The following is a 23423-nucleotide window of genomic DNA, read 5'->3' as shown; positions in this document are numbered from 1 at the left end:
TTCAACGCTCTCGAACTACAGGGTCAGGCCACCGCGCGGGGTGGATAGACCCGGGTAGGCACAAAGGGAATCAGGCAGATCAGGGCCACGGCGATGCAGGCCATCACCAGGTAGAGGTCGGCCGAGGTCAGCACCAGCGCTTGCTGGTGGATGCGCCCGGCCAGGTTCGCCGCGCCATCGTCCAGCAAAGGCGCATTGCCCAGGCTGTCGACCAGGTGGTTGGAATGGAAATGCCGGCGCAGGGTGCCCAGGCCATCGAGCAGGCCGGCAGCGATCACCGCCGCCAGGCCCTTCACGGTGTTGAACCAGGCGGAGGCGAACGGGCCTTCCTGCGGGGTCATGCCGTTGGTCGACAGCATCAGCAGCGGCAGCACCGCCATGGGCTGGCCGAACACCTGCAGCAGGTAGTAGGGGTAGAAGTCGCCACGGATCCATTCGGAGGTGAGCAGGCTGCTGCCCAGGCACGAAGCCGCCAGCATCGCCAGCCCGATGGCCAGCACCCAGCGACAGTCCACCGCGCGGATGTTGCACAGCGCTGCGGTGAGCGGTAGCGCGATCAATTGCGGCATGGCCACCAGCATCATCAGCGGGCTGGTCTGCGCCGGGCGATAGCCCTGGATCTGCGCCAGGTACGCCGACGGAATGCTGCCCACACCCGAGAGCACGATCAGCACCCCGGCCAGGGTCACCAGGGCGAAACTGAGGTTGCGCCGCGACAGCATGCGCAACTGGAAGAACGGCAGCGGCTCGGACCATTCGTTGTACATGAACAGCACCAGCAGCAGCAGGCCACCGCCCAGCAACCAGCAGATCAGCGGCGAATCGAACCAACCCCAGCGGTCACCCATCGACAGCCCCAGGACGATGCTGCTGATGGCCGGCAGGCCGAGCAGCACGCCGCGCCAGTCGAACTGCCTGAAGCGCTCCAGGCGCAGCGGATCCTGGGGTAGGCCCCAGCCAACGCAGAAGATCGCCAGGGCCGAGGGCAGGATGATCTGCCAGAACGCCCATTGCCAGCCGACGTACTCGGTCCACAGGCCCGCCAGCGGTGTACCCAGGTTCGGTCCGAAGGTGGCCGTCAGGGCGTAGCAGGCCAGGCCGTAGACCTTGATGTTCGGCGGCAGGAAACGCAGCGCCACGCTCATCAGCATCGGCGGCAAGGCCCCCGAGGCGAAGCCCTGGAGCACACGCAGCAGCATCAGGCTGTGCAGGTTGGGGGCAAAGGGCTGGACCAGGCCCAGCACGGCGAACACGCCGATGGCGGTCATGGTGAAGCGACGCAGCGAGAAGGTGGTGGCCAGCCAGGGCGCGAAGGCCATGGCCGATACGGAGGCGGCGGCATACACCGCCACCAGCCAGGCACCCTCGTCGGCGCCGATGCCCATGGCACCCCGGATATCGGCCAGGGAAATCTTCGTCACCGCCTCGTTGAGCCCGGCGCAGAGCACCGCCAGCAGCACGCCGAACAACCCCACCACCACGCGCAGGCCGAACGGCGTCTGCGCAGGCGCAGCGGCCACAGGGGCGGCGGCGATCGCAGCGGCGGGTGCGGTCAGGGAACTCATTTCTTGACATCTCCAGCAACATTTTTCAGCTGTGGGAAGTCTAGAGCCGGGGAATGCTTACGAAAACTGACTTGTTGGCAGCTTTAAATTGCGCCAGACGCAATCCACTTAGTTTCGTGGCGGCCTCAAGGCTCGGCGCTGCAGCAGGCCTTCAAGGTGCGCCGCAGCCACCGATGTGCGGGGTCGTTGTCGAAACGCGGATGCCAGGCCTGCATCACCCGCACCCGTTCCAGCACCAATGGAATCTGGAACGAGCGCAGCGGCAGGCCGAACTTCAGCACGCTGCCAAGAATGTTGGCCGGCATCGGCAGGATCAGGTCCGACTCGTGCAGCGAGAACATCGCCGAATGGAAACTCGGGGTGATCAGCGCGACCCGCCGCTGCACGCCCTGGTTGTTCAGTTCGACATCGATCGGCCCATTGGCCCGCCCGCGTCGGGACACGCTGATCTGCGGGTAGGCGGCAAAGCGCGCCGGCGTGATCTCGTCGTCGAAGATCGGGTGATCGGCCCGGGCGAGGCCGACGAAGTGGGTATCGAACAGGCTCTGCACCTTGATTTCCGGCCCCAGTTCGATACTCGAACTGACCACCAGGTCGATCTGCCCATGGCGCAGCACCATGTCGTCGCCATGCGCCTCGGGCACGAAGCGCAGCACCGTATGCGGCGCCTGGGCCTGCATCATGTGCAGCAGGCGCGCACCGTAAAGGGCGATGAACAGGTCGTTGGTGCGGATGTTGAAGGCGCGCTCCAGGTTGCCCAGGTTGACGTCTTCGCCGCTGTTGAACACCTGCCCGGCCTGCTCCACCAGCGCCCGCACCTGGTCGCGCAGGGCCAGTGCACGCGGCGTCGGCACCAGGCCACGACCGGCCCGCACCAGGATCGGATCGTCCAGCGCATCGCGGATCCGCCCCAGGGTCCGGCTCATGGCCGCCGGGCTGAGATTCATGCGCTGCGCTGCACCGACCACGCTGCCTTCGTCGAGCAGGGCGTCGAGGGCGACGAGCAGGTTCATGTCCGGGAGTTGCATGGCCGTTTTCCGTGGCAAGTGTGGGAAACGCGATGGTAACAGGTCGCACGATTGCGTCTGGTGCAATGACGCCGTGCATGCAGGGCCATTTATCCGGGTTGGGGAAAGGGTCAAGAATGGTGGGGTTCTTTTCGCGGGCAAGCCGGCTCCCACAAGGATCTAGCTGGCTGTCAGATTTTGAACAAGACAGTGGCTCCCACATGGCAACCAGTGGGAGCGGGCTTGCCCGCGAAAAGATCGACACCGCTCCCCAGCCCGACACAAGGCCCCTGCCAATGCCCATCCTCATCGCCATCGACGCCTCTCCAGCCAGCGCCGCCCTGCTCGACCTCGTGCGCCGCTACTGCCGCCCCGGCGAACACGCGTTGCACGTGCTGCTGGCCATCGACCCGACCTTCGCCGTGCACGATCACCCAGCGTCCTACACCGAACAGGAACTGAGCGAATACCCGGCCGCCTGCGACGAGCAGCAACTGGCCGAGCGTGCCGTGCAGCACGCCGTGGCCACGCTGCGCGAAGCGGGCTTCGACTGCCAGGGCGCCACGCTCGCTGCACAGCCGGTCGAGGCCATCGTCGAGCAGGCACGGGCGCTGGACTGCGAGCTGATCGTCATGGGCCACCGCCACCTGTCACGCCTCGGGCGGCTGCTGGACCCGTCGATCAGCGCCAAGGTCATCGACCGGGTGCAGGTGCCGGTGCTGGTGTGCGCGGCAGGTGAATGACCCTCAGCCCTGGCGCGGCGTCACCACCACCGTGCAGGTGGTACCCGCCGCCAGCAGATAGCCTTCGGGCACTTCATCGATGTGGATGCGCACCGGCACTCGCTGCGCCAGGCGCACCCAGTTGAAGGTCGGGTTCACATCGGCGACCAGCTCGCGGCTCTGCGGGTTGTCACGGTCGTAGATACCGCGGGCGATGCTCTCGACATGCCCTTTGAGCCGCTCGCCGCTCATCATCTGCAACTCGGCCTGATCGCCCACTTGCACGTGCGGCAGCTTGGTTTCCTCGAAGAACCCGTACACCCAGAACGAATGCTCGTCCACCACCGCCATCACCGCCTCGCCGGTGCGCGCATAGTCGCCCCTGTGGATGTTCAGGTTGGTGACGTAGCCATCGACGGTGGCGACGATCTCGGTGCGCTTGAGGTTCAGCTCGGCCGCCGCCAGTTGCGCCTGGGCCTGCTGGTAGTCGGCCAGGGCGGCGCTGGCGATGTTGCTGGCGTCGTCGCGGTTCTCCCTGGAGATGACCAGGTTGTCCAGATCGGCACGGCGCCGGGCGTTGACCTTGCGCATCTCCCAGGTGGACTTGCGCGAAGCCACCAGCGCCCTGGCCTGCTCCACGGCGAGCTGGTAGTGCTCGGGATCGATGCGGATCAGCACATCGCCCTTTTTCACCCGCTGGTTGTCGCGCACCGGCACGTCCACCACATAGCCCGGCACATCGGCGGCGACGTTGATGATGTCGGCACGCACGCGGCCGTCGCGGGTCCAGGGCGTGGTCATGTAGTGCAGCCACAGCTGGCGGCCGATCAACACGGCAGCAGTCAGTACCAGCAAGGTGGCCAGGAGGCTGAAGAACTTTTTCATCGCAGGTTTCTCACCAGTAGACCGACAGCGCCAGCGCGCCGAACAGGCAGACGAACAGGGACAGGCGCAGCAGCGCCGGGTGCCAGAAGAAGCGGTAGCCGTCGTGGCTGGCGATGAAGCGGTCCAGGCCCCAGGCAAGGCCGGCGGCAAACAGGAACATCAAGGTCATGGTGGGCATGTACACGCCATGGAAGGCGATCTCACGGGGCATGGTGCAATCCTTTGGCCGGGGCCAGGGGTGACTGGGGGTCGAGCAGGGAGGTGCGGATGAAGTGCAGGTAGCTCTGCGCGCGGCGCAGCACCGAGGTGTCGAAATGTCGGGCGAAGGGTTCGTCGGTGGCCTGCACGCGGCTGATCGCGTGGTCGACCGCCACCAGCGCGCGTTCGTGGTTGCTGGCGCTGGGCTGCAGGAACAGCCGCGCCAGGGCGCGGCCCATGACCCGGATCGCCTGGCGCCAGGGTTGGGATTCGGCATAGGCCGGGTGCACCGGCGCGTTGGCCTGCTCCTTGCGCAGTTCGATGATGGCGTGGCCGATCTCCGCCACGGCGAACATCCAGCCCATCAGCTCGGCCTGCACCTGGGGCTTGCCCGCGGCCAGGCCATAGGCCTGGTGCAGCAGGTCGCGGGTGCGGCTCTCGAACGCAGAGCCCAGGCCGCGCAGGCGCCCGCCGATGGCGAACAGCACCTGCTCGCGCAGCGCCTGCTCGAGGCGGCTCCACAGCCAGCGGCTGTTCGGCGGCAGGATGATCGCCCCGGCGGCGGCGCAGACCAGCATGCCGATGACCATGCCGATGTAGTCGTTGATGAAGGTATAAGGGTCGTAGACCGTGAGGTTGCTGGGCACCGAACCGATGGCGAAGAACACCAGCAGGCCGACGCCATAACCGGCGTAGGCCGGGCGCGAAGACAGGAAGGCGCCAAGCACGAATACGGGCGCCAGCACCATGCACAACAGGGCGAAGCCATCGATCCAGGGAAACACGAAGAAGGTTTCGAAGAAGCCGATGAAGGCCCCGAGCAACGTGCCGCACGCCATCTGGAACGCCATGCGCCGGGGGTTGGGCGAAGCTGCCGACAGACCGGCAGTGACCGTGGCGATCAGGGTCATCATCGCACCGCTGGGCCAGTCGCTGAGCAGCCAGTAGCTGCCCAGCAGCAACAGCACCGCCGCGCCACGCACTCCGGCAGCCAGCGACACCAGCCAGCTGGTCTGCGCCACGTAGGGCTCGTCCCACTTTTCCCGCTCATGATTGTGTGCAGCCAGCGAGGCGTGGGTCTGGGCGTAACTGTAGAGGTCATCGACCAGGCGGTAGAGCAGCTCGTAGGTGGTGTGGAAATCCAGCAGGTCGGCTTCGCTCGGTGCGGTTTCCAGGTACGCGGCGCGCAGGCTGCGCACCTGAGCCTGCAGGCCGTCCTTGAACGCAGCCAGCTCCAGCGTCAGGCGCAACGCATCGGCATCGGTCAGGGCCCGGCCGGCATAGGGTTCGAGCAACTGCACAAGGTTCTGCAGGCCTGGTTCGATGGCGCCGACGATTTGCGCCGGGCCCCGGGCGCGCAGGCGTTCGAGCAGCCGGTGCAAGGCGTTGAAACGGGTGGTGATGGCCATGAATTCGCTGTTCATGCGCACCAGGCGGCCTGAGCGTCTGCGCATGTGCGGGTCTTCGAAGGCGGTGACGTTGCGCAGGCTTTCAAGGCCCACGGCTTCGGCAATGAAGCGCACGTTGCTGGTTTCGAACAACACCCGCTGACTGTTGCCGCGCAGGGCTTGGACCACCATCGCGGCGAACACGCCGAAGCGCTGGTACAGGGCGTTGCGCATGGCGGCGCTGGCCGATTGCGGCAGGATCGCGGCGCTGACCAGGGTCGAAACCAGAATCCCCAGGGCGATCTCCAGCACCCGCCACACCGCAGCCAGGAAGGCCTGGTCGGGATGTTCGAGCACCGGCAGGCCGATCATCGCCGCCGTGTAGCCCGCCAGCACGAAGCCGTAGGCGCGGAAGGTGCGGTAGCGCATCGCGCCCGCCGAACACAGGCCGACCCACAACGCCAGGCTGGGCAGGAACAGCTCGGTGTTCTGCGGGAAGATCGCGATCAGCGCAACCATCATCGCCGAACCGGCGAGGGTGCCGAGTATCCGGTAGAAGCTCTTGGCGAACACATGCCCGCTCTGCGGCTGCATGACGATGAACACCGTGATCATCGCCGTGCGCGGTTGTGGCAACTCCAGGCGCATGGCCAGCCAGAGGGTGAGGAACGCCGCCGCGAGCACCTTGAAGATGTAGACCCAGGTCACCCCGTCGGTGCGCGCCCAGGCAAAGAACCCCCGACGCCATTGCAGACTGCCGAACCAGCGCATCATGACCGCGGGCCCGACGCGATCAGCGCCGGTGTCCTCGGCGCCGCCTCGCGCCCCTGCCCAGGCACATCCCCTCCCGCCCCGAGCCCTCCGCCCAATGCCGTGACCAGCTCGGCATGCACGCTCAGACGCGCCGCCTGCACCTGCTGCTGCACCTGCTGCTGGCGGAACAGCAATGTCTGCGCGTTGAGCACGTCGAGGTAGTCGGTCAACCCGCGCTGGAAGGCCACGGTGGCGATGTCGTAGGTCTTCTGCGCTGCCGCCACGGACGCTTCGGCAAAGTGCGCCTGCTGCTCCATCGACTCGCGACGGATCAACTGGTCGGAAATACTCTTCAGCGCCGCAACCACCGTCTCGTTGTAATGGGCAACCGCCATGTCGTAGTCAGCCGACGCCACGCCCAGCTGCGAGCGCAGCCGCCCGCCATCGAAGATCGGCAGGCTGATGGCAGGCCCGACGTTGTAGTTGAACTTGCGCCCGGTGAGAAACGCCAGCGGCCCACCGCCGGTGGCCATGAACCCCAGCCCGCCGACCAGGTCGACGTTGGGGAAGAACCCGGCATGGGCCACATCGATTCCCCGCGCCTGGGCCGCCACCTGCCAGCGGCTGGCGACCACGTCCGGGCGCTGGCCGACCAGCTCGGCCGGCAGCCGCGAGGGCAGCGTCAAGGGCGCCGCAAGCGCCAGCGTCGGACGTTGCAGGCTGGCACCCTCGCCCGGCCCCTTGCCGGCCAATGCCGCCAACTGGTTGCGCGCAAGGGCGATGTCTTCGTCGAGGCTGTCGATCTGCCGATGGGTTTCCGGCAGCGGCGCCTCGGCCTGGCTGACTTCCAGGTGGGTGCCGATACCGGCCTCCAGGCGTCGCCTGGCCAGCGCCAGGATCTGCTCCTGCTGGGCCAGCTCGGCCTTGACGATATCGCGCCGGGCGAAGTGCAGGCTGAGCTGGATATAGCTGCGCACCACGTTATCCTGCAGCTCGAGCCGGGCCTGGCGGGCTTCGGCAACGCGCATGTGCGCCTGGTCCACGGCCTGCTCGCTGGCGTTGCGCTCGCGCCCCCAGAGGTCGAGGGCGTAGCTCAGGCCAAGGGCGGCATTGTTGTCCCAGGTATTGGCGCCAGACAGCGCACCGGGGCCGTAGAACTGATCCTCCGGCCAGTTGTGGCGCTTGAGCGTCGCCTGGCCATTGCCCTGCAGGTGTTCCGCCGATTCGACCACCCCGGCCATGGCCCTGGCCTGGCGCACCCGCGCCGCAGCCATGGCCAGGCTCGGGCTCCCGGCAACGGCAAGTTCGATCCAGCGATCCAGTTGTGGGTCGCGGTAGGCACGCCACCACTGTTGCGCAGGCCAGTGGGCCTCGACGGCGGCTTCCTCGATGGCGAGGTCGGTGGCGAGTGGGCTGGTTTGCAGTGTCCTGCTTTGCGGGGCGATACCCCAGGTTCCGATACAGCCGCTCAAGGACAGGCTAAGGGCACAGGCACTGAGCGCTCGAAGCGCTCCGATGTGGCGACGCGGCACAGCGGCGATTTCCCGAGGAAGAGGTGAAGGGGCCGGGCAATTCTAGGGGCGGGTTTCATTGGCGATAAGCGCATATTCCTGCGAATCTTTGTTACCGAAACAGCGATAATCCGGCTTTGGTCGGACGTGCTTTTTCAGCGCTTCATGTCACAATTTTGTCCTCTAGATCGAGAGTGACCCATGGACACCCTGCAAAACATGCGTGCTTTCAGTTGCGTAGCCCAGCTCGGCAGCTTCACGGCTGCCGCCGTGCAACTGGATACGACCACCGCCAACGTGTCGCGGGCGGTCTCCAACCTGGAAGCCCATCTGCAAACCCGCCTGCTCAACCGCACCACCCGGCGCATCGCCCTCACCGAAGCGGGCAAGCGCTACCTGATGCGCTGCGAGCAGATCCTGACCTTCGTCGAGGAAGCCGAGGCCGAGGCCAGCGACGCCCACGCCCGCCCGGCCGGGCAATTGAAAGTGCATTCGATGACCGGCGTCGGCCAGCACTTCGTGGTCGATGCCATCGCCCGCTACCGCGAAACCCACCCCGACGTGACCTTCGACCTGACCATGGCCAACCGCGTGCCGGACCTGCTCGACGAGGGCTACGACGTGTCCATCGTGCTGGCCAGCGAGCTGCCCGACTCCGGCTTCGTTTCGCAGCGCCTGGGCATCACCTACAGCATCGTCTGCGCCTCGCCCGAGTACATTGCCCGCCACGGCATCGCGCACACGCCCGCCGACCTGATCAAGCACCAGTGCCTGCGCATGGTCAGCCCGGTGATCCCGCTGGAGAAGTGGCTGTTCGACGGTCCTGAAGGCCAGGAGATGGCCAACATCACCAGCTCGCCTTTCCAGGTCAACTCCGCCGACGCGATGAAGACCGCGATCCGTACCGGCATGGGCGTGGGCGTGCTGCCGATCTACTCGGCCATCGATGGCTTGCGCGACGGCAGCCTGGTGCGGGTGATGCCCGACTACCGCCTGCAGGAGCTGAACCTGTATGCCATCTACCCGTCGCGCCAGTACCTCGATGCCAAGATCAAGACCTGGGTCGAGTACCTGCGCAACTCGCTGCCGGAGATCCTCGCGGCGCACGAGGCAGACCTCAAGACCCATGAATTGCTGATCGCGACCTGAAGATGGTAGGTTGCTGACCATTGACGCCCTCATCGCGGGGCAAGCCCCCCGTCAGCCGCACAGAGAAGCAGCCCGATGAAAAAGACCGTCCTGGCCTTCAGCCGCATCACCCCGGCCATGGCCGAGCGCCTGCAGCAAGACTTCAACGTGATCCTGCCCAACCCCAAGCTGGGCGACATCAATGCCCAGTTCAACGAAGCCCTGCCCCAGGCCCACGGCCTGATCGGCGTCGGCCGCAAGCTCGGCCGCGCGCAACTCGAAGGTGCGGGCAAGCTGGAGGTGGTGTCGAGCGTGTCGGTCGGTTACGACAACTACGACCTGGACTACTTCAACGAACGCGGCATCGCCCTGACCAACACCCCTGACGTGCTCACCGAAAGCACCGCAGACCTGGGCTTTTCGCTGATCATGGGCTGTGCTCGCCGTACCGCCGAACTGGACGCCTGGACCAAGGCTGGCAACTGGCAGGCCACCGTGGGGCCGGCGCACTTCGGCAGCGACGTGCACGGCAAGACACTGGGCATCGTCGGCATGGGCAACATCGGCGCCGCCGTCGCACGCCGTGGCCGCCTGGGCTTCAACATGTCGATCCTGTATGCCGGCAACAGCCGCAAGCATGCGCTGGAGCAGGAGCTGGGCGCGCAGTTTCGCAGCCTGGAGCAGTTGCTGGCCGAATCCGATTTCGTCTGCATCGTGGTGCCGCTGTCCGACGCCACCCGCAAGCTGATCGGCGCCCGCGAGCTGAAACTGATGAAACCCAGCGCCTTCCTGATCAACATCGCCCGCGGGCCGGTGGTGGACGAGGCGGCGCTGGTCGAGGCGCTGCAGCAAGGTACCATTCGCGGTGCCGGGCTGGATGTCTACGAGAAAGAACCGCTGGCCGACTCGCCGCTGTTCAGTCTGCCCAACGCCCTGACCCTGCCGCACATCGGCTCGGCGACCGCCGAGACCCGCGAAGCCATGGCCAACCGGGCGATGGACAACCTGCGTGCGGCACTGCTCGGCGAGCGTCCGCAGGACCTGGTCAATCCCCAGGTGTGGAAGGGCTGAATCGCAATCGCGCTGCGGCCTTGGCAGAAGCGGTGTCAGCGCGGCTGCCGCCGCCGCCCCAGCACCTTGCGCACCACGTACCGCGGCCGGTGCTTGGTCTCCTGGTAGATGCGCCCCACATACTCCCCGAGTATGCCGATCCCGATCAGTTGCACGCCCCCGAGAAACAGGATCGCCGACAGCAGCGACGGATACCCCAGCAGGTCGATGCCCCAGAGCACCTTCTGCACGATCAGGTACACCGCGAACACCAGCGCGAACAGTGACACCCCCGCGCCGATGTAGGTCCACAACCGCAAAGGCACGGTGCTGAACGAGGTGATGCCGTCCAGCGCCAGGTTCCACAGCCGCCACAGCCCGAACTTGCTCTCCCCCGCCACCCGCGGCGGACGGTCGTACTCGATGATCTCGGTGCGAAATCCCACCCACGACAACACGCCCTTCATGAACAACTGCTGCTCCGGCAACTGGCGGATCGCAGCGACCACCTTGCGGTCGAGAAGGCGAAAATCGCCGACGTTCTCCTCGATATGGGTAGAGGCGATGCGGTTGTGCAGGCGGTAGTAGAGCCGCGCGCTCCAGCGCTTGAGCGGGGTGTCGGCATCGCGGCTGCGACGCTTGGCCAGGACCACGTCGGCACCCTGCTGCCAGCGCTCGACCATCTGCGCGATCAGCTCGATCGGGTCCTGCAGGTCGACGTCGATCGGCACCATGGCGTCGCCATCGGCGTATTCGAGCCCGGCGAACAGCGCCGACTCCTTGCCGAAGTTGCGCGAGAAGTTGATCACCGTGACCCATTCATCACGCAGTGCAAGCTCGGCGCAGATCGCCTCGGTCTCGTCGCTGCTGCCATCGTTGACGAACAGGATCTCCACCGTCATGCCCTGCAGCGAAGGTTCCGCGCGCACGGTGCGGTAGAAGTGCTCGAGGGTGTCCTGCTCGTTGTACACCGGCACGATCAGGGTGATGTTCATGGCGTCCTCCGTCTGAAGACCACGCTGCGCGAATAGCCATAGCCCAGGACCAGGCTGACGGCGGAAAAGCTCACCAGGGTGAGCCAGGGCGACAGGTTCGCCCAGTCGGAAACCGCGCCCAGTGCCAGGCTCACTATCCCCATGCCGGCCAGGAACAGCAAGTAACGACGCTTGCTGGGCCGGGCGGCGAAGGTGTAGCGCGCATTGACGTAGTACGACAGGCTCGCGGCCACCACGAACGCCAGCAGGTTGCTCGGTGCCTGACGCAGCCCCAGCAGCAGGTGCAGGATGAAGAACACCGACCAGTGCGCCAGGGTGTTGCCCAGCCCGACCAGCACATAGCGGCGCATCTGCGCATACAGCCCGGGCGTGCGCGGGTTCATGGCAGTGTCCAGGGCCTGGTCTGCGGCTTGGTCAGCACGTAGCCCTGGTCGCCGATCAGGTAGATGCTGTACAGACGGTTGTCCACCACCGGCGTTTCGCCGCGGGCCAGCAGGTCGTCGGCGCGCAACGGCGAAGCCGGGCTACGGTTGGCGCTGCTGTTGATGTAGAACTGGCCCATGCCTACGCGAGCCATCATTTCCGGCAGCAACACGAAGTCCGAACTGCGGATGAACCTGAGCAGCGGTACTCGGGCCTGTGCCCCCACGGCGGCCGGCAGCCAGCCGTCGGCCTGGTTGCGTTCGAGCAGGTAGAACGCGCGGGCCTTGTCCAATTCGCGGTGGCTGAGGATGTCCTGGCCGATGTATTGGCCGATGGCGGCGAACTGCGCCTTCTGCGCTTCCAGCAGGCGGCCGTGGGCGTAGGCCAGTGCCAGCATCGACAGCAGCGGCAGGCACAGCAGCAGCGCGCGCGCCTGCGACCCGCCGCCCAGCCCACGCCTGGCCAGGTACAGCAGCAGTACCAGCACGCAGGCAAAGCCCATCAGCGTGCGTGCACCATGGATGAAGTATTCGAAGGCCAGCATCACCCCGCTGGTCATCACCAGCAGTACCAGTACCGCCAGCAGCACGCCGGCGCTGCGCACGAGCAGCCCTGACAGGCCATGCTGGCGCTGCAGGGCCCGGGCATCGCGCAACAGGCCGAGACCGGCGAGCAGCGCCAGCCCCACTGCCAAGACCCGATTGCCCGGGGTCAGCAACAGGGCGACATGCTCGAACGCCGTGCCCAGGCGCTGCAGCACTGCCGCCGGCAGCTCAGTATCCAGCGCCAGCATCGCCAGGCGCTGCTCGGACATCCACGGCATCGCCACCAGCAGGTACACCAACCCGCCGAGCAGTGCCTGCAAACCCCGCAGGGCAGCAGCCTTGCCCAGACCTCGCAGCGGATCGCCCCCCAGCAGGCCACGCACCGCATCGATGCAGCACAGACCGATGAACACGTTCAGCGTGACCTGATAGAAACCCAGCCCGCAGGCGATCAGCACGGTGCCGGCGAACAGTCGCCGCGGGCCGAGGCTCACGGCCAGGATCACCGCCGCCAGCCCCAGCGCCATCGCCGGGCCGTCGTACTGGTACGAGAGGTTCTGCAGAAAGAACGGGCTGTACCACAGCGGCAGGACCACCAGCAGATCGCTCGGACGCGGCTGCCCGAAGTAGTGGATGGCCAGCCGCGCCAGGGCATAGGCGGCCACCGGCAGCGACAGCAGCAGCGGCAAGGGGAACAGGTTGACCGCCCCGCCGGCGAAGCTCAGGCCTGCGTGCAGCCACTGGGTGAGCAGGCGCCCTTCGGCCGTCCAGTTGCCGGTGGCGGTCTGCGCGCGCCAGACATCGTCCAGGTACATCGAGTCGGCAAGGATCAGCGGCAGCACGTGCAGGCCGAGCGCGAGCAGGCAAAGCAGGTGCGCCTGGCGCGCTGTCAGGGGGCGATTCCACGGCTGGGCTGTCGACATGGCCTACCTTGCAGGTTCAAGGGGTTTGGCCAAGTGTAGACAGCACGGCGCGCAGGTCTTCTGCATCCGGGTCGGGCGCTGGCGCTACTTCGTCGCCAGGGTTGCCGCCCCGGCCCTGGCCGCCCGTGGTTTGCGGAACACCAGCAGGTTGCCCGCCATCACCGCCACCAGCCCGAGCAGCGCCGGCAGCGTCCACTGGTAGCCTTCGGCGACCGCCGAGACGTTCAGCGCCACCACCGGGAACAGCACCGTGCAGTAGGCTGCCCGCTCCGGCCCCATGCGCCCGACCAGCGTGAGGTAGGCGGTGAAGCCGATCACCGAGCCTGGAATCACCAGGTACAGCAGCGAACCTATGTAGCGGGCGTTCCACTCCATGGCGAAAGGCACGCCGCTGAGCAGGCAATACAGCCCCAGCAGGGTGGCGCCATAGACCATGCCCCAGGCGTTGGTGGTCATCGGCTTGAGGCCGGCCTTCTGCTGCAGGCTGGACAGCATGTTGCCGGCCGAGAAGCACAGGGTGCCGAGCAATGCCAGGCCCAGGCCGACGAGGGTTTCGTGGCTGGCGGCATGACCGGACAGCTCCGGCCAGAACAGCAGGCCCAGACCGAGCAGGCCCAGGGCACCGCCGCCCAGCACGTTGGCGGCGATCCGCTGGCCGAAGAAGATCCGCGCATTGAGCGCATTCCACAGGGTCGCGGTGGAGAACACCACTGCGATCAGACCACTGGCGACCCACTGGCTGGCGGTGAGAAAGCACATGAAGTTGACGCAGAACAGGCACAAGCCCTGGGCCAGGCAGACCAGGTGGCCACGCCGGTCCATCGGCTGCAGGCGTCGGGTCAGCAGCAGGATGACGAACAGGATCAGCCCGGCCAGGGCGAAGCGGTAGACGATCGATACCGGGATCTCGACCACCCCCAACTGCAGCTTCAGGGCGATCCAGGTGGTGCCCCAGATCAGGACGGTAAGCAGGTAGAGCGACAGGTTCATGGGCGCGGTCCTTGGGGCATTGGCGCTGGTCTGCAGGAGCAGTGGTGGATGCTTCGTGGGCAGGACTCCACCGCCGCTCTCGAAGTCTGTCCCCTCGCCCCGCGCCCCGCTTGCACAAACTTGCGCTTTTCCGTCGGCAACCGTCCCCATCACGCCTGCGCCGCAGTACGATAGCCCTCCAGAGGAAATCGCCGATGCCGCCACTTCATCAGCTGCAAGTCTTCAACGCCATGCACAGCTCGCCCAACGCCCGCCTGGAAGCAAGCGCGCAACTGGGCGAGGGCCTGGCAGCAGCCCTGTGGAGCAACCGCGACGACGCCCGCGACTACCAGTCCCCAAGCCACCACACCCTGTCGTGCTACATCGCCGACGGCACCGGCACCTTTCGCCGCCAGCGCCCGGGCGACAAAGGGGCGCCGGACAAGCTGTGCATCATGCCCGCCGGCCACGAGTCCAACTGGGTGGTCAACGGCGCTATTCGCCTGGCACACCTGTACATCAGCGACGAGCAGTTCGCCCTCGGCTGCATCCGCCTGCTGGACCGTGAACCGCGGCACATGCAGTTGCACGAGGCCACCTTCCTCGACGACCCGCAGCAGGCCCTGCGCTTTCGCCAACTGATCCGACTGGACTGGAACGAGCCCGCCGAGCGCCTGCTGGCCAGCAGCCTGGCGCACGCCATCATCGACCATGCCGTGCTGGGCCAGGCCGGGCTGCGCCAGGGCCTGAGGCTCAAGGGCGGGCTGGCGCCGCACCAGCGCCGGCAACTGCTGGACTACATCGAGGCCAACCTCGACCAGCCACTGCCCTTGAGTGAACTGGCGCTGCGCTGCCACCTCTCCGAATACCACTTCGCGCGGATGTTCCGCGCAAGCTTCGGCCTGCCACCGCACCAGTACCTGCTGGCGCGCCGGCTGCACCAGGCCTGTCGCTTGCTGCGCCAGGGCGAGCTGCCGCTGGGGCAGGTGGCATTGCTGTGCGGGTTTGCCAGTGCCAGCCATTTCAGCAACCGTTTCAGGCAGGCGATGGGCGCGACGCCCGGGGAATATCGGGCGGCGTTGCGTTAAGGCAGCGAGTGTCGGTGCTACTGGCTGGTTCACCCTCTGAAAGGCCGCTCAGCTCCTGGGGGGGGGTGGCGGTTCGCCGCTGCGACTTGCCCGCGAAAAGGATACCGCGCTGTCTGGCACGGGCTACGTCCGTGTTCGCGGGACAAGCCCGCTCCCACAGGGAATGAGCTGGCCTCTAGATTTTGAACAAGACAGTTGCTCCCACAGGAATTGGGCGGACTCCAGGATTGTGGGCAAGCCCGTCGTTCCTGCACGGGTTGCGCCAGGCGCGGGGGCATCAGAACTCCAGCGTACTCGACAGGCTAACCTGCCGCGCATCACCGATCGCCACGAAGTAGCGGTTCACCGCCGAGCTGTAGTACACCTTGTCGAACAGGTTCTTCACGTTCAGTTGCAGACGCACCTTGTGCTCGTCCAGCTTGGTCTCGTAGCTGGCGAAGGCATCGGCCACGGTGTAGGCCGGCAGGTCGAAGTCGTTGGTCGGGTTGCCCGCCCGCTCACCGACATAGCGCGCACCCGCTCCCAGGCGCAGACGGTCGCCGCCGAACAGGCTGCCGTAGTCGTACACCGCCGACAGCGAACCGGTATGGCGCGCCACGTTCTGCAGGCGATTGCCCTTGAGGTCGGGGTCCTTGGTCACCTCGGCGTCGGTGAAGGCATAGCTGCCGATCAGGCTCCAGCGCTCGCTGAGCTGGCCGGTCAGGTCCAGTTCGACGCCGCGCGAGCTGACTTCGCCGGCATTGCTGTACAGGGTTTCGCCGGTGCGGGTGTCGAAGTTGGCCACCAGCACGTTGCGCTTGGTGATGTCGAACAGCGCCAGGGTGCCGGTGAGCTGGCCGGGGATGTCGAGCTTGGCGCCCAGCTCCCAGGCCTTGCCCTCCTCCGGGGCGATGGAGGAGTCGAGCACCAGCCCGCCGCTCAGCGGGGCGATGCTGGAGTTGGGCTTGAACGATTCGCTGTAGCTGCCATAGAACGACAACTGTTCATCGACCTTGTAGACCAACCCGGCATGCGGGGTCCAGGCGCGATCGTTGGTGTCGGTGTTGGTGGTGAAGGGCCGGCCACGTCCGGCGAGCTGGTCGTACTGTTGCAGGCGCACGCCAGCCACGGCAATCCAGTGCTCGTCCAGGTGCACGGCATCCTGGAAGAACAGCGAGTCGGTGCGCAGCTTGTCGGTCTGGTCGCTGTCGCTGGCGCGCACGGTGCTGCCTTCAGGCTCCTGGCCATAGACCGGGTTGAGATAGCTGAACGTAGAGCGGCTGGCCTGGCGGATCAGATCAGCGCGGTAGACCTTGCGGTCCTCGTGGTCGAAGCCCAGCAGCAGGTCATGCTGCATCCCGCCCAATTGCACATTGCCGTTCAGGCTCAGGGTGGCGAACTGGTCGCGGCTCATGGCGCCGTGGGTGCCGTCGATGCTGCGGGTCAGGGTGCCGCGGGCATCGTTGACCCCGGTCACCCGCACCTGGCTGGCGTCGTAGGTCTCGCGGTTGAAGCTGTAGCCGAAGTGCAGTTTCCAGTCGTCCGCCAACTGGTGATCGACCTCGAGCCGATAGAGGTCGGAGCGGCCTTCCATGTCGTTGAACGGCTCGTCCAGACGGCGCGTGGCGGGGATGTCCAGCGGATGGTTGGTGCGGTTGCTGATGGCCGTGCCGCGGTCGAACGGATAGAGGAACTCACGGTGCTCGTAAGCCAGCAGCACCTGGGTGTTCTCGCCGAACCAGGCCAGCGAGGGCGCCACCAGCGATTCGCGATGCACGCCGTAGTTGCGCCAGTAGTCTTCGTCTTCATGATCGACGATCAGCCGATAGGCCAGGTTGCTGTCGCCCAGTGCGCCGGTGCTGTCGAAGCTGCCACCGCTGCCATTCTTGCCGCTGCCGTAGGTCGAGCCGCGCAGGGTCAGGGCATTGTACTGCTGCAGTTGCGGGCGCTTGCTGACCACGTTGATCACCCCACCCGGGTCCTGGATGCCGTACAGCAGCGATGCCGGCCCCTTGAGCACTTCGACCCGCTCGGTGGTGGCATTGAGGCTGCGGCCCTGCACGATGGGCATGCCGTCGCGCATGATCGAGCCGTCGCGGTTGTCGCCGAAACCGCGCTTCATCACGGTGTCGGAGGTGCCACCGAAATTGTTGCCCTGGGTGATGCCGCTGACGTTGGCCAGGGCATCGTCGAGATTGCGTGGCGCCTGGTCGCGCAGCACCTGGGCCGGGACCACGTTGATGGCATGCGGGGTTTCCAGGTTGGCGCCTTGGCCGCGCATGATCGAAGGGCTGGTTGGCGGCTGATAGCTGAAGCTGTCCATCTGCGAGGTGACGGTGGTGGCCTGCAGGTTGAGCGCACCGGCGCTGTCCACCGCCTCCAGGGTGAAGGTGCGCGCATCGAGGCGGCGCCAGGCAAGGCCGGACTGCCCGAGCAGTTGCTGCAGGGCCTGTTCGGCGCTGAACGCACCATTGAGCGCCGGCGCCTGCCGGCCCGGCAGTTCGAGGGTGTAGACCACGCTCTGCCCAGTGGTGCGGCTGAAGGCGTTGAGCGCCTGGGCCAGCGGCTGGCCAGGCTGGGCGAAGGTGTAGACCTGGACCTGCTCGGCAGCACTGGCCAAGGGGGTCACCGCCACGGCGGACAGGGCGCAAAGACCGAACCAGAGAGGGACGCAACGCGGGGTGAACTTCATGGACGCAGACCTGTGAGAGAACGGGTTGATTGCGAATGAATCGCACTTTCACTCACTACACGGATGAGGGCCAGAAGTACCTCACCTGTTCTTGAAAATATTTTCTCGGGATTGGCGGCAGCCTTTTCGCGGGCAAGCCGTCGGTGAGATACCTGTGGGAGCAACTGTCTTGCTCAAAATCCAGAGGCCAGCGCCGCTCTAGCGAATCACCGTCACCCTGCCCAGCACCGTCCGCGGTTCGAACCCCATCACTTTCCCCAGCGACGCCAGCGCCACCAACGGCTCCTGCACCGGGAAACTGCCGCTGACCTTGCGTTGCGCGAGCGCGTCATCGAGTAACAGGATCCGCCCCGGGTAGTAGCGGCCCAGGTCTTCGACCACCTGCGCCAGCGGCACCTGGTAATAGTTCAGCCACCCCTGGCGCCAGGCCAGGCGGCTGTCGCTGTCCACCACACCCACCTCGGCGGCCCGCCCCTGGGCATAGGCCAGCTGCTGGTTGGCGGTCAATTCGCGCGGTACGGCACCTGCAGACGGCGTCACCGCCACCCGCCCGCTGCGCACGGTCACCTGGGCACCGTCGCCGCGCTCGCGCACCTCGAACTGCGTGCCCAGCACCCGCACCTCACCGCCTGCGGCATCGACCAGAAATGGCGCGCCGGTATGGGTCACTTCGAAGAACACCGCGCCACGCAGCAGGCGCACGCGCCGCTCGCCATGATCGAAATCCACGGCCACGGCACTGCCGGCATCGAGGGTCAGGCGCGACTGGTCGGCGAGGATCACCTGGCGCACCTGCTCGGCGCTGCGGTAGTCGGCACGCAGGTCCTGCAACCAGTACTGCGGCTGCCAGCCGGCCAGGCTGCCGAGGGCCAGCACCAGGCAGGCCGCGGCCGCCAGCGCGCTGCCGCGCAGGCCCCAGCGTCGACGCGGACGGCGCATGGCCTGGAGATACCGCTCAAGGCTCTCGCGCTGTTCTTCGGCCAGGCGCGCAGCCGGGGCCTGGCTCTGTCGCCACAAGGCCTGCGCCTCGGCGTAGGCGATGCGGTGCGCAGGGTCAGCCAGCAACCAGCGCTTGAACTCGGCACCTTCGCCAGCCTGCGGATGCTCGTTGATGCGGCTCAGCCAGCCCAGGGCCATGCGCGACTGTTCGGCAGTGATCGGATAGGGCTGGCTCATCGACGGTCGCTCCCTGGCCTGCGCAATGGGGTCGCGGGCTCGGCGACACTCGCCTTGCACGCTTCGAGGGCGCGCATCATATGCTTTTCCACCGCACTCCGGGACAACTGCATGGCCTTGGCGATCTCGCCGTACTTGCAGCCGTGGATGCGGTTGAGCAGGAAGATCTGCCGGGTGCGCTCGGGCAGGGCACGCAGTGCCAGCTCGATACGGCGCAGGTCATGATCGACTTCGAGCGCCTGCTCCGGGGCCTGGACCGAGGTTTGCTCGTCGCCGCTCGACAGCCCGTCGGTGGCGCGACCACGGCTGCCCTCGCTGCGCAAATGGTCGATCGCCAGGTTACCGGCGCAGCGCAGCAGGTAGGTGTCGAGCGCCTCGACCTTGACCGCCGGGCGCCGCCAGAAGCGCAGGAACAGTTCCTGGACCAGGTCCGATGCGGTGGCGCGACAACCGACCCGGCGGCTGACCAGCGCTTCCATGCGCGCGCGCTGGGCCAGAAACACCTGCAGGAAGCGCGCCCGGCCACCGGCCTCGTCGAGATCGGGCTCGCTCACCCGCTGAACACCGCCACGAGCGGCGCCAGCACCAGGCTCGCTGCCGCCAGGCTCAGCAGCAGGCGCGGCTGGTACGGCAGGCCGAACACCCACAGGGTCAGCCCGGCCATCAGCACGGCCGTCCACTCCACCAACCCCAGCGCCCAGCCGCGCAGTTGCACCGCCAGCACCAGCGCCAGGACCAGCAGCAACCAGCCCCCGATGCGCAAGGCGCGCAGCTGGGCAGGGTTTGGCTTGCGCCGGAGCAGCTCATTGAAGTGCTTGTCCATGGCCAGGCACAGCGCCGCCAGGCCGGCAAAAGTGAACAGGGCAATGCTCAACATCAACGGGCCTCCACGGTTTCGCTGCTCGCCTTGACCCTGGCTGCGCGCTGCACGGCAGGCTTGGGCGCGCGCAGCATCTTGCCGGCAGCCCAGGCCAGGAACAGGCCGGTGACCAGCGCCGTCAGATCGAAGCCGGCCATGGCCCAGTCGCCAGCCGGAATCGAACGATCCAGGCCTTGCCCGGTGGTCACGGCATTGAGCAGCGGCAACGCAGCGAAGGCCAGCGCGCCCAGCGCCAGCTGCTCGCCCCAGGCGCGACGGCCAGGGCGCAACACGGCGTGGGGCAATGACAGCGCCCAGACCAGGAAGAACGCATTGACCTCCCAGTCGGCGCGGCCCTCCAGCCCGACCGGCAACAGCCGGTTGGCCCAGAAGAACGCTGCCACGCCGAGCAACAGGCCACTCATGCTGCTGATATTGAGCACCTCGACCAGACGCAACTCCACCGGCAGGCGTTCGCTCTTGGCGTGCTTGAGCTGTCGCTTGCCCAGCCACATCACCAGGCCCGTGCCGATCACCGCCGTGCCGGCCACGCCGAACACGAAGTACAGCCAGCGCAGCCAGGGCCCGGCGAAATTGCCCATGTGCAGGCCAACGAAGGTGAATGACGTCATCATCGCCGCGCTTTCCGGCGCACCCTGGGTCAGCAGCGCGCCGTTGGCGCCGTCGAAGGTCCAGTTGGCACTGCGCTTGTAGGCGACGCTGTCGGCCGAGGCGCGGCTCAAGGTCACGCGGGCGTTCAGGTCGCCAGGGTTCTGCACCTGGATGAAGCCCATGCGCGCGCCCGGAACCTGCTCCTGGACCTTGGCATAGAGCCCCGACAGCGGCACCAGCGGCGTCGCCACGCCAGCCACTCGGGGTACGTCGTCGCGGCCGAACAGGTCGTTGAAGTAGCCGTTGGCGTTGCCATAGCTGGCCATGATCCCGGCGGGCATGACCATGTACATGAAGATCACCAGGCTGCTGTAGCTGATCATCAGGTGGAACGGCAGCACCAGCACGCCGATGGCGTTATGGCCGTCGAGCCAGGAGCGCTGGCCTTTGCCGGGACGGAAGGTGAAGAACTCCTTGAAGATCTTCTTGTGGGTGATGATCCCGGTCACCAGCCCCAGCAGCATGATGAAGGCGCAGAAGGTCGACAGCCAGCGCCCCCACGGGTGCGGCATCTCGAGCTGGAAATGGAAGCGGTAGAAGAATTCGCCACCACGGCTTTCGCGGCCCTCCACTGCCTGGCCGCTGCGGGCATCCAGCTCCTTGCTGGTGAAGCCGCGCCGCCCACCAGCATCGGGGTCGCGCCAGCCGACGCTGAGCGCAGCCTCGCGCTCGTTGGGCAGGCGGATGAACCAGCTGCTGGCGTTGCCGGCGTTGGCCTCGAGGTATTTCTGTGCAAGGTCCAGGCTGGCGACCGGGTCCAGCGGATGGCTGTGCAGCTCCGGCTTGGTCCAGTGGTTGATCTCTTCCTTGAAGTAGGCAAGCGTGCCGGTGAGGAAGATGGCGAACAGCAGCCAGCCGAAGATCAGGCCGGTCCAGGTGTGCAGCCAGGCCATGGCCTGGCGGAAGCCCTCTTTCATGGGTTCTTCATCCAATAGGCCAGCCCGCCGATGGTGCCCAGCACCAGGCTTGGCAGCAGCACGCCGAGCCAGGCGCGCAAGGCGCTGCGGCAGGCGAAGCACCAGATGAAGGCGAGCAGGTAGAACACGAACGACAGCATCATCCCGGTCAACGCCGCATCGACCTGGGCGCCCGGCATCAGCAGGCTGACACAGACACTGGCCGCCGAGGCCAGCAGATAGCCGCCCAGCAAGGCAGCCAGGCTGCGCGAAGTCACGGCCAGACGGTAGCTCAGGGGCAGGCCGGCGGCTTTGCTTTTCATGGGGCGACGGTCCGAGGGTGGGTTCAGAGGGCTGCAATAGTAATGATTTCAATTCTCATAAGCAAAGTTTGAGGACGAACTGACAAGGTCTTTTGCGGCAGTGGACTGACCGGGAAAGCACCCCGCCGATCCAGCAGGATTGCGGCAACAATGCACCCCGAATACAATGCGAACAATTCTTACTTCCAGTCGCGTCTCCTGACGCCGGAGTCACCTCGGTGTCCAGTGCCCTCTCCTCCACCGTCGAAGGCCTCTACCACGCCCACCACAGTTGGCTGACCGGGTGGCTGCGCCGTCGCCTGGGTTGCCCGCAGAGTGCCGCCGACCTGGCCCAGGACACCTACGTGCGCCTGCTGCAGGCCCGCGAAGCACCGCAGTTGGTCGAGCCGCGTGCGTTTCTCGCCACGGTTGCCAGGCGCGTGCTGTGCAACCACTTCCGCCGCCAGGAACTGGAACATGCCTATCTCGAGGCCCTGGCCCAGGTCCCCGAGCGGCTGGCGCCCAGCGAGGAAGACAAGGCGCTGATCTTCGAAACCCTGCTCGAACTCGACCGCCTGCTCGATGACCTGCCGGCGCTGGTCAAGCGCACCTTCCTGCTGGCCCAGGTCGATGGCCTGGGCCAGGCCGAAATCGCCCGTGAGCTGGGGATTTCGCTGGCGACCGTCAAGCGCTACCTGAACAAGGCAGCCCTGCGCTGCTACTTCGCCCTGTGACCGCCAGCTTCTCGCCACAGGTTGCCGAACAGGCGGTGCACTGGCTGATCGAGTCCCAGGGCGAGGACTTCGACCCGGCCCAGCAACAGGCACTTGACCACTGGCTGCGGGCCGACCGCGAACACCAGCGCGCCTGGGCGCATATCCAGCAGGTCAACCAGCGCCTGCGTGGCGCGACCTCGCCGGTGGTTCACGCGACCCTGCAGGCGCCGCCCTCCCCGGCCCGGCGTCGTGCGCTCAAGGCCCTGCTGCTGGCGGGCGTGGCCAGCGCCGCGGGGCTGGGTCTGCAGCCGCACAATCCGTTGCCCGGCTTGATGGCCGACTACCGCAGCCCCGTAGGGCAGCGCCGGCGCCTGCCGCTGGGCGACGGCAGCGTGCTGCAGCTCAACACCGGCAGCGCCGCCGACGTGCATTTCGACGCACAGCAGCGGCATGTGCGCCTGCTCGAAGGCGAGTTGGCGCTGGACGTGGCCCAGGATGCCCGGCCACTGCTGCTGCGTACCGACACTGGCAGCCTGCAACTCGACAGCGGGCGTTTCAACGTGCGCCAGTTCGAGGGGTTCAGCCAGGTGTCGGTGTTCGCAGGCGCGGCGCAGTTGCACGGGCAGGCGCTGCTGGCCGGGCAGCAAGCGCGGCTGATGGCGGGGAGCTGGCAAGCGGTCGCTGCTCTGGATCGCAATGTCGCAGCCTGGGTCGACGGCATGCTGGTGGTCTCGCAGATGCGCCTGGGCGAGTTTCTCGCCGAGCTGTCACGTTACCGCCACGGGCAACTGGGGTGCAGCCAGCAGGTCGCGGGGCTGCGCATTTCCGGGTCGTACCCGCTGGATGACAGTGAGCGGATCCTGGAGATGCTGGAAGTGGCACTGCCGGTGCGGGTGCGGCGCTTTACCCGGTACTGGGTCAAGGTCGAGGCAGTTTGAGCCTGTGTCGGCCCTATCGCGGGACAAGTCGCAGCGGCGAACC

General features: G+C 66.7%; 22 protein-coding genes. 6 read left to right on the top strand and 16 right to left on the bottom strand.

The genetic code is table 11. The features are described from left to right. Positions 1–23 precede the first annotated feature (23 nt). Together AC1TXO_RS05140 and AC1TXO_RS05135 are read right to left on the bottom strand one after the other, a co-directional pair. The gene (locus AC1TXO_RS05140; protein WP_486405320.1) at positions 24–1565 is read right to left on the bottom strand and encodes an MFS transporter; all 1542 of its coding nucleotides are present in this window, start codon (positions 1563–1565) and stop codon (positions 24–26) included. 125 nt (positions 1566–1690) lie between these two features. Beyond that, positions 1691–2593 (bottom strand): LysR family transcriptional regulator, encoded by a 903-nt coding sequence (locus AC1TXO_RS05135; RefSeq protein ID WP_486405319.1) that lies wholly within the window; start codon positions 2591–2593, stop codon positions 1691–1693. A gap of 269 nt (positions 2594–2862) precedes the next feature. On the opposite strand from AC1TXO_RS05135, the gene AC1TXO_RS05130 reads away from it, so the two are divergent. Continuing rightward, entirely contained in the window at positions 2863–3315 is a 453-nt protein-coding gene (locus AC1TXO_RS05130) for a universal stress protein (protein ID WP_486406791.1), read from the top strand. 3 nt (positions 3316–3318) lie between these two features. On the opposite strand, the gene AC1TXO_RS05125 is transcribed toward AC1TXO_RS05130, so the two are convergent. The 4 genes from AC1TXO_RS05125 to AC1TXO_RS05110 are packed head-to-tail and all read right to left on the bottom strand — an operon-like array spanning position 3319 to position 8050. Next, entirely contained in the window at positions 3319–4179 is an 861-nt protein-coding gene (locus AC1TXO_RS05125) for an efflux RND transporter periplasmic adaptor subunit (RefSeq protein WP_486405318.1), read from the bottom strand. 10 nt (positions 4180–4189) lie between these two features. Continuing rightward, positions 4190–4390: a DUF1656 domain-containing protein gene (locus AC1TXO_RS05120; RefSeq protein ID WP_054894899.1), complete on the bottom strand. Its 201-nt coding sequence runs from the start codon at positions 4388–4390 to the stop codon at positions 4190–4192. Next, positions 4380–6536 carry an FUSC family protein gene (locus AC1TXO_RS05115; protein ID WP_486406790.1) on the bottom strand — a complete coding sequence of 719 codons (2157 nt, stop codon included), beginning with the start codon at positions 6534–6536 and terminating at the stop codon, positions 4380–4382. Before AC1TXO_RS05115 ends, AC1TXO_RS05120 begins: the two co-directional genes overlap by 11 nt. Further along, entirely contained in the window at positions 6536–8050 is a 1515-nt protein-coding gene (locus tag AC1TXO_RS05110; protein WP_486405317.1) for an efflux transporter outer membrane subunit, read from the bottom strand. Before AC1TXO_RS05110 ends, AC1TXO_RS05115 begins: the two co-directional genes overlap by 1 nt. Before the next feature lie 180 nt (positions 8051–8230). Between AC1TXO_RS05110 and AC1TXO_RS05105 the strand changes: the two genes are divergently transcribed. After that, the gene (locus tag AC1TXO_RS05105) at positions 8231–9178 is read left to right on the top strand and encodes a LysR family transcriptional regulator (RefSeq protein ID WP_486405316.1); all 948 of its coding nucleotides are present in this window, start codon (positions 8231–8233) and stop codon (positions 9176–9178) included. A gap of 75 nt (positions 9179–9253) precedes the next feature. Further along, entirely contained in the window at positions 9254–10228 is a 975-nt protein-coding gene (locus AC1TXO_RS05100; RefSeq protein ID WP_486405315.1) for a 2-hydroxyacid dehydrogenase, read from the top strand. A 35-nt stretch (positions 10229–10263) separates the two neighbouring features. Here AC1TXO_RS05100 and AC1TXO_RS05095 read toward each other — a convergent pair whose 3' ends face one another. The 4 genes from AC1TXO_RS05095 to AC1TXO_RS05080 all read right to left on the bottom strand — a co-directional run bounded on the left by AC1TXO_RS05095 (position 10264) and on the right by AC1TXO_RS05080 (position 14083). Continuing rightward, positions 10264–11202 carry a glycosyltransferase family 2 protein gene (locus tag AC1TXO_RS05095; protein ID WP_486405314.1) on the bottom strand — a complete coding sequence of 313 codons (939 nt, stop codon included), beginning with the start codon at positions 11200–11202 and terminating at the stop codon, positions 10264–10266. Next, positions 11199–11585: a GtrA family protein gene (locus AC1TXO_RS05090; protein ID WP_486405313.1), complete on the bottom strand. Its 387-nt coding sequence runs from the start codon at positions 11583–11585 to the stop codon at positions 11199–11201. The genes AC1TXO_RS05095 and AC1TXO_RS05090 overlap by 4 nt, the downstream gene beginning before the upstream one ends. After that, positions 11582–13093: a glucosyltransferase domain-containing protein gene (locus AC1TXO_RS05085; RefSeq protein ID WP_486405312.1), complete on the bottom strand. Its 1512-nt coding sequence runs from the start codon at positions 13091–13093 to the stop codon at positions 11582–11584. The genes AC1TXO_RS05090 and AC1TXO_RS05085 overlap by 4 nt, the downstream gene beginning before the upstream one ends. Positions 13094–13177: 84 nt before the next feature. Continuing rightward, positions 13178–14083, bottom strand: a complete 906-nt coding sequence (locus AC1TXO_RS05080) for a DMT family transporter (RefSeq protein ID WP_486405311.1) — start codon at positions 14081–14083, stop codon at positions 13178–13180. A 194-nt stretch (positions 14084–14277) separates the two neighbouring features. On the opposite strand from AC1TXO_RS05080, the gene AC1TXO_RS05075 reads away from it, so the two are divergent. Beyond that, the gene (locus AC1TXO_RS05075; protein ID WP_486405310.1) at positions 14278–15150 is read left to right on the top strand and encodes a helix-turn-helix domain-containing protein; all 873 of its coding nucleotides are present in this window, start codon (positions 14278–14280) and stop codon (positions 15148–15150) included. Positions 15151–15427: 277 nt separating this feature from the next. Here the strand turns inward: AC1TXO_RS05075 and AC1TXO_RS05070 are convergent, their stop codons facing one another. From AC1TXO_RS05070 to AC1TXO_RS05045, 6 genes are all read right to left on the bottom strand, one after another. Continuing rightward, positions 15428–17821 (bottom strand): TonB-dependent siderophore receptor, encoded by a 2394-nt coding sequence (locus tag AC1TXO_RS05070; RefSeq protein WP_486405309.1) that lies wholly within the window; start codon positions 17819–17821, stop codon positions 15428–15430. Between the two features lie 198 nt (positions 17822–18019). Next, complete coding sequence (locus tag AC1TXO_RS05065; protein ID WP_486405308.1) at positions 18020–18997, bottom strand: FecR family protein; 978 nt, start codon at positions 18995–18997, stop codon at positions 18020–18022. Continuing rightward, entirely contained in the window at positions 18994–19551 is a 558-nt protein-coding gene (locus AC1TXO_RS05060; RefSeq protein ID WP_486405307.1) for an RNA polymerase sigma factor, read from the bottom strand. Before AC1TXO_RS05060 ends, AC1TXO_RS05065 begins: the two co-directional genes overlap by 4 nt. Then, positions 19548–19874 carry a DUF3325 domain-containing protein gene (locus AC1TXO_RS05055; protein ID WP_486405306.1) on the bottom strand — a complete coding sequence of 109 codons (327 nt, stop codon included), beginning with the start codon at positions 19872–19874 and terminating at the stop codon, positions 19548–19550. The genes AC1TXO_RS05060 and AC1TXO_RS05055 overlap by 4 nt, the downstream gene beginning before the upstream one ends. Beyond that, on the bottom strand, positions 19874–21445 hold the full coding sequence (locus AC1TXO_RS05050; RefSeq protein ID WP_486405305.1) for a PepSY-associated TM helix domain-containing protein: 1572 nt from the start codon (positions 21443–21445) through the stop codon (positions 19874–19876). The genes AC1TXO_RS05055 and AC1TXO_RS05050 overlap by 1 nt, the downstream gene beginning before the upstream one ends. Next, the gene (locus tag AC1TXO_RS05045; protein WP_486405304.1) at positions 21442–21747 is read right to left on the bottom strand and encodes a DUF3649 domain-containing protein; all 306 of its coding nucleotides are present in this window, start codon (positions 21745–21747) and stop codon (positions 21442–21444) included. The genes AC1TXO_RS05050 and AC1TXO_RS05045 overlap by 4 nt, the downstream gene beginning before the upstream one ends. Before the next feature lie 218 nt (positions 21748–21965). On the opposite strand from AC1TXO_RS05045, the gene AC1TXO_RS05040 reads away from it, so the two are divergent. Continuing rightward, positions 21966–22460: a sigma-70 family RNA polymerase sigma factor gene (locus AC1TXO_RS05040; RefSeq protein ID WP_486405303.1), complete on the top strand. Its 495-nt coding sequence runs from the start codon at positions 21966–21968 to the stop codon at positions 22458–22460. Beyond that, entirely contained in the window at positions 22457–23380 is a 924-nt protein-coding gene (locus AC1TXO_RS05035) for a FecR domain-containing protein (protein ID WP_486405302.1), read from the top strand. Before AC1TXO_RS05040 ends, AC1TXO_RS05035 begins: the two co-directional genes overlap by 4 nt. The last annotated feature ends 43 nt before the right edge of the window (positions 23381–23423 follow it).

The organism is Pseudomonas sp. FA117 (genome assembly GCF_057370475.1).
The sequence above is the reverse complement of the archived record's forward strand: the minus strand, read 5'-3'. Positions and strand labels throughout refer to the sequence as shown.